The sequence below is a fragment of the Microbacterium sp. AG238 genome, from assembly GCF_003610405.1.
GTDB lineage: Bacteria > Actinomycetota > Actinomycetes > Actinomycetales > Microbacteriaceae > Microbacterium.
Map to the genome: position 1 here is coordinate 759,010 of NZ_RAQC01000001.1, position 13,670 is coordinate 772,679.

At 67.2% G+C, this 13,670-nt stretch carries 11 protein-coding genes; 1 reads left to right on the top strand and 10 read right to left on the bottom strand.

Features of this window, described 5'->3' with window-relative positions; translation table 11 throughout:
* Positions 1-276 precede the first annotated feature (276 nt).
* From DEU36_RS03610 to DEU36_RS03630, 5 genes are all read right to left on the bottom strand, one after another.
* Entirely contained in the window at positions 277-714 is a 438-nt protein-coding gene (locus tag DEU36_RS03610) for a cytochrome c oxidase subunit 4 (protein ID WP_120262956.1), read from the bottom strand.
* A gap of 3 nt (positions 715-717) precedes the next feature.
* Positions 718-2,484 (bottom strand): cytochrome c oxidase subunit I, encoded by a 1,767-nt coding sequence (gene ctaD, locus DEU36_RS03615; protein WP_120262957.1) that lies wholly within the window; start codon positions 2,482-2,484, stop codon positions 718-720.
* Positions 2,484-3,392 (bottom strand): cytochrome c oxidase subunit II, encoded by a 909-nt coding sequence (gene coxB, locus DEU36_RS03620; RefSeq protein ID WP_120262958.1) that lies wholly within the window; start codon positions 3,390-3,392, stop codon positions 2,484-2,486. The genes ctaD and coxB overlap by 1 nt, the downstream gene beginning before the upstream one ends.
* Positions 3,393-3,501: 109 nt before the next feature.
* On the bottom strand, positions 3,502-3,861 hold the full coding sequence (gene erpA, locus DEU36_RS03625) for an iron-sulfur cluster insertion protein ErpA (RefSeq protein WP_023951519.1): 360 nt from the start codon (positions 3,859-3,861) through the stop codon (positions 3,502-3,504).
* A 98-nt stretch (positions 3,862-3,959) separates the two neighbouring features.
* A complete protein-coding gene (locus DEU36_RS03630; RefSeq protein ID WP_120262959.1) occupies positions 3,960-5,354 on the bottom strand; it encodes a dipeptidase in 1,395 nt (464 codons plus the stop codon).
* A 47-nt stretch (positions 5,355-5,401) separates the two neighbouring features.
* Between DEU36_RS03630 and DEU36_RS03635 the strand changes: the two genes are divergently transcribed.
* Entirely contained in the window at positions 5,402-5,971 is a 570-nt protein-coding gene (locus DEU36_RS03635) for a DUF3043 domain-containing protein (protein ID WP_120262960.1), read from the top strand.
* Here DEU36_RS03635 and DEU36_RS03640 read toward each other — a convergent pair.
* Genes DEU36_RS03640 through dnaE form a run of 5 tightly spaced genes read right to left on the bottom strand, consistent with a single transcriptional unit; the run spans position 5,946 to position 13,629 of the window.
* Complete coding sequence (locus DEU36_RS03640; protein WP_120262961.1) at positions 5,946-6,989, bottom strand: quinone-dependent dihydroorotate dehydrogenase; 1,044 nt, start codon at positions 6,987-6,989, stop codon at positions 5,946-5,948. The two genes, DEU36_RS03635 and DEU36_RS03640, sit on opposite strands and share 26 nt — an antisense overlap.
* Before the next feature lie 11 nt (positions 6,990-7,000).
* Positions 7,001-7,483, bottom strand: a complete 483-nt coding sequence (nrdR, locus tag DEU36_RS03645) for a transcriptional regulator NrdR (protein WP_120262962.1) — start codon at positions 7,481-7,483, stop codon at positions 7,001-7,003.
* Positions 7,484-7,495: 12 nt separating this feature from the next.
* The gene (gene hisD / locus DEU36_RS03650) at positions 7,496-8,794 is read right to left on the bottom strand and encodes a histidinol dehydrogenase (protein ID WP_120262963.1); all 1,299 of its coding nucleotides are present in this window, start codon (positions 8,792-8,794) and stop codon (positions 7,496-7,498) included.
* Between the two features lie 31 nt (positions 8,795-8,825).
* Complete coding sequence (locus DEU36_RS03655; protein ID WP_120262964.1) at positions 8,826-10,061, bottom strand: hypothetical protein; 1,236 nt, start codon at positions 10,059-10,061, stop codon at positions 8,826-8,828.
* 49 nt (positions 10,062-10,110) lie between these two features.
* Complete coding sequence (gene dnaE, locus DEU36_RS03660; RefSeq protein WP_120262965.1) at positions 10,111-13,629, bottom strand: DNA polymerase III subunit alpha; 3,519 nt, start codon at positions 13,627-13,629, stop codon at positions 10,111-10,113.
* Positions 13,630-13,670: the final 41 nt, after the last annotated feature.

Below are 13,670 nucleotides of genomic sequence, written 5' to 3' on the forward strand. Positions count from 1 at the left end.
CGGAGCGTGGACCTTCGGGCTGAGCCAACGCCGAGGTCGAGTGAGCCATCGCCGACGTCGAGTGAGGCAACGCCCACGTCGTGGGTGGGTGCGAGCCCGGATGCAAGGGAACCAGGGCGACACGCCGGCCCAGGGCCGAAGCAGCCCGCGTGTCTCGAACGATCGCTTGCATCGCGGCACCCGGCGACGGGGCGCGGCCCCAGCAACGGGGCGCGGCCCCGGTAAACGGAAACGGCCACCGCACCGGAGTGCGATGGCCGTCGTGAGGCGCTGGTGTCAGCGCGCGAAGTATCCGCGGTAGTACTCGTAGACCCATCCGACGATGGCGACGATGAAGATCGCGAAACCGATGGGAAGCAGGAACTGCCCGACCGCGAGGCCGATGATGAACACCGAAGCCGCGAAGGCCAGAACGAGCGGCCACCAGGACCACGGGCTGAACTCGCCGACTTCGGGGTCTCCGTCGTCGATGTCAGCCGTGAGCGAGTCCTCGGGCAGCACGCCGCCCTGCGCCTTGTGCACGCGCGAGACGTAGAACGCGATCATCGCGCCCATGAATCCGGTGAACAGCAGCGCCGTCGACCCCACCCACTCGATGCGGTGCCACCACAGTTCCTGGTCGGTGTGAGCGATGAGGTTCCACACGGTGTACGTGATGAACACCGCGAAGAAGAACCACGTGAGAACCCACCACAGGTTGATGTTGGTCTTCACGACTTACTTCACCTCTCCATCGGCGACATCCACAACCGGTGCATCGGGGGCGTCCTTCGCGGGGCCCACGCCGACCGGGATGGCGGCCTCGGGGTGGTTCAGGTCGAACGCCGGTCGCTCGCTGCGGATGCGCGGGATCGACGTGAAGTTGTGACGCGGCGGCGGGCAGCTCGTCGCCCACTCGAGCGAGGCTCCGTAGCCCCAGGGGTCGTTGACCGTGACCTTGGGGGCGGTGCGCGAGGTGATCCAGACGTTCAGGAAGAACGGGATCATCGACGCACCGAGGATGATGGCACCGATCGTGGAGACCTGGTTCTGCCACGTCCAGCCGTCAGCCGCCGAGTAGTCGGCGTAGCGGCGGACCATGCCGTCGACGCCCAGCCAGTGCTGGATGAGGAAGGTCATGTGGAAACCGATGAACAGCATCCAGAAGTGCACCATGCCGAGACGCTCGTTGAGCATGCGCCCGGTCCACTTCGGCCACCAGAAGTAGAAGCCCGCGAACATCGCGAACACGACCGTGCCGAAGACGACGTAGTGGAAGTGCGCCACGACGAAGTACGAGTCGGAGAGGTGGAAGTCGAGCGGGGGCGACGCCAGGATGACGCCGGTGAGACCACCGAAGACGAACGAGACGAGGAAGCCGAGGGTGAAGACCATGGGCGTCTCGAACGTGACGGAGCCTCGCCACATCGTGCCGATCCAGTTGAAGATCTTCACACCCGTCGGCACCGCGATGAGCATCGTCATCAGCGCGAAGAACGGCAGCAGCACGGCGCCGGTGACGTACATGTGGTGCGCCCAGACGGCGACCGAGAGAGCGGCGATCGCGATGGTCGCGTAGATCAGCGTCTTGTATCCGAAGATCGGCTTGCGGCTGAACACCGGGAGGATCTCGGAGACGATGCCGAAGAACGGCAGCGCGATGATGTACACCTCGGGGTGGCCGAAGAACCAGAACAGGTGCTGCCAGAGCAGGACACCGCCGTTGGCCGGGTCGTAGATGTGCGAGCCCAGGACACGGTCGGATGCCGCAGCGAAGATCGCCGCCGCCAGCACGGGGAACGCCATGAGGATGAGGATGCTCGTGACGAGCGTGTTCCACGAGAAGATCGACATCCGCCACATCGTGAGGCCCGGAGCGCGCATCGTGATGATCGTGGTGATGAAGTTCACGGCGCCGAGGATGGTTCCGAAACCGCTCATGCCGAGGCCGAGCATCCAGAGGTTTCCACCGGCTCCCGGCGAGAAGGTCGCATTGGCCAGTGGCTGATATGCGAACCACCCGAACGAGGCGGCGCCCTGCGGCGTGAGGAAGCCCGAGATCGCGATGATCGAGCCGAACAGGAACAGCCAGAAGGCGAACGCGTTCAGACGCGGGAAGGCCACGTCGGGAGCACCGAGCTGCAGCGGCAGGATCGCGTTGGCGAAGCCCGCGAACAGCGGCGTCGCGAACATCAGGAGCATGATCGTGCCGTGCATCGTGAAGAGCTGGTTGTACTGCTCCTTGGTGGGCACGATCTGCATGCCGGGCTCGAAGAGCTCAGCACGGATGATCAGCGCCATCACGCCACCGAGGAGGAAGAACAACACGGAGGCGATGAGGTACATGTACCCGATCGTCTTGTGGTCAGTGGACGTGATCCACTTGACGATGATGTTGCCCTTCTGCTCGACGCGCGAAGCGCTGAGCAGCGCCGCCTGACGCGGCGGCAGGGTCGTGGGGCGGCCTGCGGGCTGTTCGCCCTGGAGCGGAAGTGTCGTGGCCATCAGTGGCTTCCCTCGCCGGAGTCGTCGGTGACCGCGCCCGTTCCCGGAGCGTTCTGGAGGCGGTCGTATGCCTTGTTGATGTCACCGGTCTGGCCGCTGGCGCGCAGCGACTCGAGGTAGTCCTCGTACTCCTGCTCGGAGACGACCTTGACGTTGAACAACATCATCGAGTGGTATTCACCGCACAGCTCGGCGCACTTGCCGGCGTACGTTCCCTCACGGGTGGGGACGAAAGACCACGAGTTGGTGTCGCGGTGCGGGTACATGTCCTTCTTGTACAAGAAGTCGATGACCCAGAACGAGTGGATGACGTCGCGCGACTGGAGGTTGATCTTGACCTCTTTGTCGACCGGGAGCACGAGCGTGGGCAGCGCGTCCTGATCGATGTTGCCTTCGGCGTCGGGCTGCGCCTGCACTCCCATGGTCCAGACGGCGTCGGAGTTGTCCGAGTCGTCGCCGTTGTACTGGAAGTCCCACGCCCACTGCTTGCCGATCGCGGTGATCGAGACATCGGGGTCGTCGTACTGCGTCTCGAGGATCGACTGGTCACGCGCCGTGAAGGCGAAGAACCCGATGACGAGGATGAGCGGCACGATCGTGTAGAAGATCTCGATCGGCATGTTGTAGCGCAGCTGGACCGGCAGACCCGTCTGGCCGCGACGGCGGCGGTAGGCGATCGCGGCGAATGCCATGAGACCCCACGTCAGCACGCCGACGGCGAGGAGGACGATCCAGGAGTTCACCCAGAGACCCGACACCATCTCGGTGCGGTTGGTCGCCTGGGTACCGTCATCGGTGAAGCCGGGAAGGTAGCCGTTCAGCTCCGTCGGTGTACAAGCTGCGAGGGAGACTGCCGTGACGATCCCGAGCGGGATCACGGCCCAGCGGAGGCGGCGTTTGAAGCGCACAGTGCACCTTTCCGGGACGAATGGTTCGACCTTCAGTCTAGGGCAAGCTTTCACCCTATTCAGGCCATCCATTCAGGATGTCGGAGTCGAGGGGTGTCGCGGGCGGGGGTCAGTGGAAGCTGTCGCCGCACGCGCACGAACCCGCCGCGTTGGGGTTGTCGATCGTGAAGCCCTGCTCCGAGATCGTGTCCTTGAAGTCGATGGTCGCGCCGTCGAGGTAGGGCACCGACATGTCGTCGACGATGACCTCGACGCCGTCGAAGTCGACGGCCTTGTCGCCGTCGAGGAAACGCTCGTCGAAGTAGAGCTGGTAGATCAATCCGCTGCATCCGCCGGGCTGGACGGCGACGCGAAGGCGGAGGTCGTCGCGGTTCTCCTGCGAGAGGAGGCTCTTCACCTTGAGCGCCGCCTCATCGGTCAGCGAGACGCCGTGGGCACGGACGGTGTCGGACGTGGCGATGTCGGTCATGATTCTCCCGAGGTCTCGGGCCGCAAGACACGCGGCCGGTGCCACGATTCTACGCGTGAGCGCCGGCCGCGGGCCGGTCCGAGATGACCTCGTGATCGTCAGCGCGAGCCGGCGTCCAGCCGCTCGAGCAGCAGCGCCTCGGAGACGAGGGCGTGCCGGAAGGTGTCGAGGTGGAGCGACTCGTTCGGGCTGTGCGCGCGGGCATGCGGGTCCTCGACACCGGTGACGAGGATCTGCGCGGCCGGGAACTCGCGCACGAGGTCTGCGATGAAGGGGATCGATCCGCCCACACCGATATCGACAGGCTCGACGCCGTAGCCCTCCGCCAGCGCGGCCCGCGCGTGCGACACCGCCTCTCCGGTTGTGTCGACGAGGAACGGGTTCCCGGTCTCGACGTCACGGAAGCTCACCTCTGCGCCGAAGGGCGCATGGGCGCGCAGGTGCTCCTCGATCGCACGGTACGCCTCGTCGGCGGACTGCCCCGGCGCGACGCGGGCGGAGATGACGACCGACACCTCCGAACTCAACGTGTTCGAGGCGTTCCGCACGCTCGGCGCGTCGATGCCCGTCACGGTGATCGAGGGCTTGTTCCAGATGCGCGAGAGGATCGTGCCCGAGCCGATCGGCGAGACCCCCGACGGAAGACCCGCCTCGGAACGGAGGGTCGCCTCCGAGTACTCCGGCGTCTCCGCGTCACGCTCGGTCAGGCCCTCGACCGCGACGCCGCCCTCGTCGTCCCAGAGCGTGCCGAGCAGCTTCACCGTCGCCAGCATGGCGTCGGGGACCGCTCCCCCGAACATCCCCGAGTGGGACGCGTGCTCGAGCGTTCGCACCGTCATGGTGAAACGCGCGTTGCCTCGCAGTGACACGGTCAGCGCGGGGGTCGTGGCATCCCAGTTGCCGGAGTCAGCCACGACGATCACGTCGGCGCGCAGCGCGTCGGCGTTCTCGGACAGGAAAGCGGCGAAGGATGCCGAGCCGGCTTCCTCCTCCCCCTCGATGAAGAGGTTGACCCCGAGGTCGAAATCCTCGCCGACGGCGTCGACGAGCGCGCGCAGGGCGCCGATGTGCGCCATGACCCCCGCTTTGTCGTCGGCTGCGCCGCGACCGTACAGCCGGCCGTCTCGAACCGTCGGCTCGAAGGGCGCGGACTCCCAGAGCGCTTCGTCACCCACCGGCTGCACGTCGTGGTGCGCGTAGAGGAGGATCGTCGGCCGACCGTTGCGCGCGGCACGAGTCGCCAGGACTGCCGGCATCCCCTCTTCGCCCGTCTCGGGCACGGTGGCGGTGGCCACCTCGACGCGATCGAAGATGCCGAGTCCGCGTGCCAGCCCCGCAACAGTCTCCGCGCTGCGCTCCACCTCGGCCCGATCGAATCCGGGGAAGGCGACCGACGGGATCCGCACGAGAGCACCCAGATCGGCGAGAGCGGCAGGAACGGCGGAGAGGGCGGCGTCGCGTACGGCGACGGACCGAGGAGATTCGGAGGTCATGCGGGTAATCTTAGAAGGCACGTTCGTCGCAGAACCCGAGGATCCCCGTGGCCAAAACTCCCGCTGCCCCCGCTCCGGACGACGCCGACCAGGCGTCGACGGGCGCAGGCAAGAACCGTCCCACTCCCAGCCGCGCCGCCCAGGAGGCGGCCCGGAAGCGACCGCTGGTGCCCGATACCAAGGAAGCCAAGGCGCGTGCCCGCGCTGAGCTGGCCGAGCGGCGCGACAAGGCCCGCATCGGTATGGCCAACGGCGACGAGCGTTATCTGCCGGTCCGCGACAAGGGGCCGCAGCGCCGCTTCGTCCGCGACTACATCGACGCCGGATGGCACCTCGGTGAGCTCGTCATGGGAGCGATGGTGCTCGTCATCATCGTCACCTTCCTCGGCTCGAACGCCGTGACGTTCTACGCTTTCATCGCCCTGTGGGCGTTCATCCTGCTCGTGATCGGCGACATGGTCATCACCAGCTTCCGGGTGAAGAAGGCCGCCCGCGCCAAGTTCGGTGCGGAGCGGATGGAGAAGGGACTCGGCTGGTACGGCGCGATGCGTTCGATCCAGATGCGCTTCATGCGCCTCCCGAAGCCTCAGGTCAAGCGCGGCCAGCGCCCCGTCTGAGCTCGACCAGACCGCGATTGATCTGCCGCGCCCACAGGGGGCCGCGGTAGATGAACGCGGTGTACCCCTGAACCAGGTTTGCGCCCGCCGCCAAGCGCTCCTGGACGTCGGCGGCGGTCTCGACTCCCCCGGCTGCGATGACGCAGAAATCGTCGGGAACGGCCGAGCGCACGAGGCGCAGAACCTCGAGCGCGCGGCGGCGGAGCGGGGCGCCGGACAACCCGCCGGCACCGATCCGTTCGATCGTCGCCTCGTCCGTCAGCAGTCCGTCGCGAGAGATCGTCGTGTTCGTGGCGATGAGACCGGCCAGCCCGGCGTCCACGGCCATCTTCGCGATCGCGGTGACCTCGTCGTCCGACAGGTCGGGCGCGATCTTCACCAGCAGCGGAGTCTTTCCGGCGGCGTCGCGCACGGCCTCGAGCAGCGGGCGGAGCGTCTCGACCGCCTGGAGCCCCCGCAGCCCGGGGGTGTTCGGCGATGAGACGTTGACGACGAGGTAGTCGGCCTGGGGCGCGACCAGACGGGTGCTCTCGACGTAGTCGGCCGTGGCATGCTCGACGTCGACGACGCGGCTCTTGCCGATGTTGGCACCGACCACGGCGTGATGGCTGCCGCGCCGGAGGCGACGAAGGCGGGATGCCGCCGCCGCCGCACCGCGGTTGTTGAAACCCATCCGGTTGATGAGTGCGCGATCTTCGATCAGGCGGAACAGGCGGGGACGAGGATTGCCGTCCTGCGCGACGGCCGTGACCGTCCCGACCTCGACGTGGCCGAATCCGAGAGCCCCGAGGCCGCGAACCATGACGGCGTTCTTGTCGAAGCCCGCAGCGACGCCGAACGGCGAGTCGAAGACGATGCCCAGGGCTTCGGTGCGAAGCGACCGGTCCGGGCGCGTGAGAGCCCGCGCGATGATCGAGAACGGCGGAACGCCCAGCAGCCGGATCACCGGGACCACGAGGTGGTGCGCGGTCTCCGGCTCCATGCGCGAGAAGACGGTGCGGAAGATGAACGGATACATCGCCGTCCAGCCTAGAGCGAGCCTGCGTCCTCTGTTGTCCGTGCGCCGATGTGGTCTGCCCGCAGCTGTTCGATCGCAGCCTCGAAGTCTTCGAGCGTGTTGAAGGCCTGGTAGACGCTCGCGAAGCGGAGGTAGGCGATCTCATCGAGGTTTCGGAGCGGTCCGAGGATCGCGAGCCCGATCTCGTTCGTGTCGATCTGCGACGAACCGGTCTGACGCACGGCCTCTTCGACCGCCTGCGCCAGCACGGCGAGGTCGGCCTCTGTCACCGGCCTGCCCTGGCAGGCCTTGCGAACGCCGGACATCACCTTCTCGCGGCTGAACGGCTCAATCACACCCGAGCGCTTGATGACGTTGAGGCTCGCCGTCTCGATGGTCGAGAAGCGGCCGCCGCATTTCGGGCATTGGCGCCGGCGGCGGATGCTCAGGCCGTCATCGCTCGTGCGGGAGTCGATGACGCGGGAATCGGGATTGCGGCAGAAAGGGCAATGCATGACCAGCCCAGATTACGCGTTGAAACGCGCGGACACGGCCTCGCCGTGCGCGGGCAGCTGCTCGGAGTCGGACAGAGCCAGGATGCCGTCATGCACGGCCCGCAGCGCGTCGCGGTCGTAGGTGATGACCTGCTGCGATCGCAGGAATGTCGCCGCCCCGAGACCGGCGGCGTACCGGGCCTGTCCCCCCGTCGGCAACACGTGGTTGCTGCCCGCGAGGTAGTCACCGAGGCTCACCGGCGTGTGCGAGCCGACGAACACCGCCCCCGCGTTGACGAAGTCGTCGGTCCGCGGGTCGCGCAGGTGCAGTTCGAGGTGCTCGGGGGCGTAGGCGTTCGAGAACGCCGCCGCAGCCGCGATGTCGTCGACCAGGACGATGGCGGACTGCGGTCCGTCCAGCGCGACCGCGACACGCTCGGCGTGTCGGGTCGCAGTCGCGCGGATCGAAACCCGCTCGGCGACGGCCTGCGCCAGATCGACAGAGTCGGTGACGAGAACAGCCGCGGCCTGTTCGTCGTGCTCCGCCTGGCTGACGAGGTCAGCCGCCACGAGGTCGGCGTCGGCAGCGGCATCGGCGACGATCAGGATCTCGGTCGCTCCGGCCTCCGAATCGGTGCCGACCACACCCGCGACGACGCGCTTGGCGAGGGCGACGAAGTTGTTGCCCGGCCCGGAGATGACGTCGACAGGGTCGAGCTCGAGCGAGCCGACGCCGTAGGCGAAGGCACCGATCGCGCCGGCGCCCCCCATCGCGTAGACCTCGGAGATGCCGAGGAGGCGCGCCGCGGCCAGGATGACCGGGTGCACCCGTCCGCCGTGGTCGCGCTGCGGGGGCGAAGCGAGCGCCACCGTCTCGACACCGGCGACCTGCGCGGGCACGACGTTCATCACGACGCTCGAGGGGTACACGGCCTTGCCGCCGGGCACGTAGACGCCGACGCGACGCACGGGCCGCCAGCGCTGCTCGACGCGCGCACCGGGGCCGAGCTCCGTCACCCGATCGGGCGGGACCTGCGCTGCCGAAGCCAGCCGAACGCGGCGGATCGACTCCTCGATCGCTGCTCGAACGGCCGGTGAGATATTTCCCAGCGCCTCCTCGAGGTGGTCGGCGGGAACACGCACGGCGTGACCCTCGACACCGTCGAACCGTGCCGCCTGTTCACGGAGCGAGACCTCTCCCCGCGCAGCCACATCGTGGACGATCTCTGCTGCGGTGGCCAGAGCGAGCCCACGCGCGGCCTCGGCCCGGGGAACGGCGGCGAGCAACTCAGCGGGCGTCATCCGACGGCCGCGAAGATCGATGGTGCGCATCGTTCCAGGCTAGCGCGCGGCCACCGCGGACTCAGCCGCGCGTGACATCGCTGGTGTCGTGCAGGTAGCCGACACGACCGTCCTCGTGACGGACGACGAACACCTCACCGCGGTCCTCGATGACGAGCGCCCATGCGGTGGGACCGACCCGGAACAGCGGCTCGCCCATCTCGTCGAGGACATCGCGCTCTTCCGGAGCCAGCGCCCAGAACGCCTGCGGCGCCGCAATGGGCTCGATGACCGTGGTGGCTCCCGTGTCGAACGGCTCGGCTGCATCGGCAGGCGCCGATCCCCCAGCGTCCGAGTGCGTCGGAGTCGCCGAGTACGTCGGAGCGCCCGAGTACGCGGCGCTGCCTGCCGGAGCGGCATAACCCGTGTACTCGGGGTTCACGGCTGCCGCGTTGTGCGGGGCCATGTACATGACGTTGTGCGACGGGGTCGGCCGCGCCGACGCCGGCCGCGCGACAACGGGACGCGTCGCGCGCGCGACGCGGTGGGCGGGCGACTCGGCACGGTGGGCGAAGTCTTCACCCAAGACCGGGAGGTGCGGCGCGACGACGGTGAGGACGACACCCGCGAGGGCCAGGATGACCTCGACCCAGACCACCCAGCTGGCGAGGAACACCCCCGACTGCGCGAGGCCTGCGAACGAGCTCCAGATGATCCCGAGCCACACTGTCGCCGAGACCGAGAAGGCCACGGAAGCGAACTGGTCGATGCCGAGCGATCCGACCCGACGGATGCCCTGCGGAGAGAACCGGCGAAGCAGCACCAGGAACACCGCCACCGTGGGGACGCCGATCGTCAGGATCCAGTCGATACCGGCTCCCCACACCGACACACCGGCCCCGAACCGGCCGTAAACCGGGAAGAAGGAGCAGATGAAGGCGATCGCCCAGACACCCGCGAGAGCGACCTCGCGGATCGACAGCGGGCCGACGCCGTACTGCGGCGGCGTCTCCCCCGTCGCGACCGCGGCCGGCTGGGCGGAAGGCTCGTCGGCGCTCCGGTCCGAGACGAACTGGTCGCCTGTGTCGGAACCGTCTGAGACGGGCTCGGCGGACGACTCGTCGACCGGCGCCTCATCGTGCGCCTCGATGGCGTCCCCCACTTCCGGTGCCGGGGCGAACGCATCGGCAGCCGCCTCGGTCGTCGACGTCCCATCGAACTCGTCGCGAGTCGCGACGTCGTGTTCCGGCTCGGCAACGCCGGGCGCTGCGTCCTCGGGACGGCCGTCGTCGGAGTGGATGTTCTTCTCGTCGGTCACGATGTTCCCTTCGTCGCGGCGGTTGCGCTGCGGTGGAATCCTACCCGGCTCAACCCAGACACTGAGGTCCCAGAAGTCCCTTGAGCTCGCCGTAGAGATCGGGCGTGACGCGCACCGGATGCGGCACCTCGAACACCTTCGCCGTACCTGCTCTATGGAGCTTCAGCGAGACCTCGGTCTCGCCGCTGTGGCGACGCAGGACGGCCGCCAGCTCGCCGATCGTCGACTCCGTCGCACGCTGCTCCGGGAGCAGCAGCACGAGCGGCCCGGCGGCATCGAACGACCCGAGGTCGGGCGAGAACGCCGACTGACCGTGCAGGTTCAGCCCGTCATCGCGACGGGATACGCGCCCACGGACGACCAGGATCGAGTCGGCCACGAGCATGCTCTGGAACTCCGTGTAGGTCTTCCCCATGAACATCACGGTCACTTCACCGTCGAAGTCCTCGACGGTGATCATGCCGTAGGGGTTGCCGCTCTGCTTGGCCACGCGGTGCTGCACGCTCGTGACGAGCCCCGCGACGGTGACCTGGTCGCCGTCCTGAACGTCTTCTGACGCCAGCAGATCGTGGATCGAGGTGGAGGCGTGCTTGGCGAGCGGGATCTCCAACCCGGCCAAGGGGTGGTCGGACACGTAGAGGCCGAGCATCTCGCGCTCGAACGCCAGCTTGTCCTTCTTCGTCCACTCCGGCCGCTCGGGGACCTTCGCCGGCATGACCTCTTCGGTCTCGTCGTACAGGCTGTCGAAGTCGAAACCGATCGCGCCCGTGGCGGCCTTTCTCTTGGCGTCGACCGCGGCTTCGACGGCATCCTCATGGATCTCCATGAGCGCCCGCCGGGTCGAGCCCAGCGAGTCGAAGGCGCCCGCCTTGATCAACGACTCCACGGTCCGCTTGTTCGCGACGTGAAGCGGGACCTTGGTGAGGAAGTCGTGGAAGCTGACGTAGTTGTCGTCGGCCCGCGACGCGATGATGCCGTCGACCACGTTCGCACCGACGTTGCGCACCGCGCCCAGACCGAATCGGATGTCTTCGCCGACGGCCGCGAAGTACCTGATGGACTCGCCCACATCGGGCGGCAGCACCTTGATGCCCATGCGGCGGCATTCGTTCAGGTACACCGCCATCTTGTCCTTCGAGTCGCCGACGCTCGTGAGCAGGGCAGCCATGTACTCGGCGGGATAGTGCGCCTTGAGGTAGGCGGTCCAGTACGAGACGAGACCGTACGCGGCGGAGTGCGCCTTGTTGAACGCGTAGTCGGAGAACGGCAGCAGGATGTCCCAGAGCGCCTTGATGGCGGCCTCACCGAAGCCGCGCTCCTTCATGCCCCCTGAGAAGCCCTCGTACTGCTTGTCGAGCTCGGACTTCTTCTTCTTGCCCATCGCGCGGCGGAGGATGTCTGCCTGACCGAGCGAGAAGCCTGCGACCTTCTGAGCGATCGCCATGACCTGCTCCTGATAGATGATCAGGCCGTACGTGGTGTCGAGGATGTCGCGCAGTGGTTCTTCGAGCTCGGGATGGATCGGGGTGATCGGCTGCAGGCCGTTCTTACGGAGCGCGTAGTTCGTGTGCGAGTTGGCGCCCATCGGGCCCGGGCGGTACAGCGCGATGACGGCGGAGATGTCTTCGAAGTTGTCGGGCTTCATCAGCCGGAGGAGCGAGCGCATCGGCCCGCCGTCGAGCTGGAACACCCCCAGCGTGTCGCCGCGGGTGAGGAGGTCGTAGGCAGGGCGGTCATCGAGCTCGAGATGTTCGAGGTCGAGTTCCTCGCCCCGGTTCATGCGGATGTTGTCGAGCGCGTCCGAGATGATCGTGAGGTTTCGCAGCCCCAGGAAGTCCATCTTGATGAGCCCGAGCGTCTCGCAGGACGGGTAGTCGAACTGCGTGACGATCTGGCCGTCCTGCTCGCGACGCATGATCGGGATGATGTCGAGGAGGGGTTCCGACGACATGATGACACCGGCCGCGTGCACACCCCACTGCCGCTTCAGACCTTCGAGCCCGAGTGCCCGGTCGAAGACCGTCTTCGCTTCGGGATCGGTGTCGATCAGGGCACGGAACTCGCTGGCCTCCTTGAACCGCGGGTGGTCCTTGTTGAACATGCCGTCGAGGGGCATGTCCTTTCCCATCACGGGCGGCGGCATCGCCTTGGTGAGCTTCTCACCCATGCTGAATGGGAAGCCCAGCACGCGCCCAGCATCCTTCAGCGCCTGCTTCGACTTGATCGTGCCGTAGGTGACGATCTGCGCGACGCGCTCGGAACCGTACTTCTCAGTGACGTACTCGATGACCTCGCCGCGGCGACGGTCGTCGAAGTCGACGTCGAAGTCGGGCATGCTGACGCGGTCGGGGTTGAGGAATCGCTCGAAGATGAGTCCGTGCTCGAGCGGGTCGAGATCGGTGATGCGCATCGCGTAGGCCACCATCGAGCCGGCGCCCGAACCGCGGCCGGGGCCCACACGGATGCCGTTGTCCTTGGCCCAGTTGATGAAGTCGGCAACGACGAGGAAGTAGCCCGGGAAGCCCATCTGGAGGATGATGCCCGTCTCGTACTCGGCCTGCTTGCGCACCTTGTCGGGGATGCCGCCGGGGTACCGGTAGTGCAGGCCCGCCTCGACCTCCTTGACCAGCCAGCTGTCTTCGGTCTCGCCGTCGGGAACGGGGAATCGCGGCATGTAGTTGGCCGAGGTGTTGAACTCGACCTCGCAGCGCTCGGCGATGAGGAGGGTGTTGTCGCACGCCTCGGGGTGGTCGCGGAAGAGCTGCCGCATCTCCTGAGCGGTCTTGATGTAGTAGCCGTCGCCGTCGAACTTGAAGCGGTTCGGGTCATCGAGCGTCGAACCGGACTGCACGCAGAGCAGCGCCGCGTGCGCGTCGGCCTCGTGCTGATGCGTGTAGTGCGAGTCGTTGGTCGCGACGAGCGGGATGTCGAGGTCTTTCGCGAGACGAAGCAGGTCGGTCATGACCCGGCGCTCGATCGACAAGCCGTGATCCATGATCTCGGCGAAGTAGTTCTCTTTGCCGAAGATGTCTTGGAACTCGGCGGCCGCAGCGCGAGCAGCGTCGTACTGACCGAGGCGGAGCCGCGTCTGCACCTCGCCCGAGGGGCAGCCCGTGGTCGCGATGAGCCCCTTGCCGTAGGTCTGGAGCAGCTCGCGGTCCATGCGCGGCTTGAAGTAGTAGCCCTCCATGCTCGACCGCGAGCTCAACCGGAACAGGTTGTGCATGCCTTCGGTGCTCTGGCTCCACATCGTCATGTGGGTGTAGGCGCCAGAACCCGACACGTCGTCGCTCTTCTGCTCGGGAGAACCCCACGCCACGCGGGACTTGTCACTGCGATGGGTGCCCGGCGTGACGTAGGCCTCGAGGCCGATGATCGGCTTGACGCCCGCGGCCTTCGCGGCCCGGTAGAACTCGAACGCGGCGAAGGTGTTGCCGTGGTCGGTCACGGCGATCGCCGGCATGCCGTAATCGGCCGCCGCTTGGGTCATGGCCGCGATCTTGGCTGCACCGTCGAGCATCGAGTACTCGCTGTGCACGTGCAGATGAACGAAGGAGTCGGATGCCACCAGACGAGTCTACGTTCGGGCTCGGACACCGGTCTTAGGCT

Excerpts from the sequence above, each read along its gene's own strand:
- ctaD (WP_120262957.1), bottom strand. The coding sequence starts at position 2,484 with ATGGCCACGACACTTCCGCTCCAGGGCGAACAGCCCGCAGGCCGCCCC.
- nrdR (WP_120262962.1), bottom strand. The coding sequence starts at position 7,483 with ATGCATTGCCCTTTCTGCCGCAATCCCGATTCCCGCGTCATCGACTCC.
- DEU36_RS03640 (WP_120262961.1), bottom strand. The coding sequence starts at position 6,989 with ATGTATCCGTTCATCTTCCGCACCGTCTTCTCGCGCATGGAGCCGGAG.
- erpA (WP_023951519.1), bottom strand. The coding sequence starts at position 3,861 with ATGACCGACATCGCCACGTCCGACACCGTCCGTGCCCACGGCGTCTCG.
- DEU36_RS03630 (WP_120262959.1), bottom strand. The coding sequence starts at position 5,354 with ATGACCTCCGAATCTCCTCGGTCCGTCGCCGTACGCGACGCCGCCCTC.
- hisD (WP_120262963.1), bottom strand. The coding sequence starts at position 8,794 with ATGCGCACCATCGATCTTCGCGGCCGTCGGATGACGCCCGCTGAGTTG.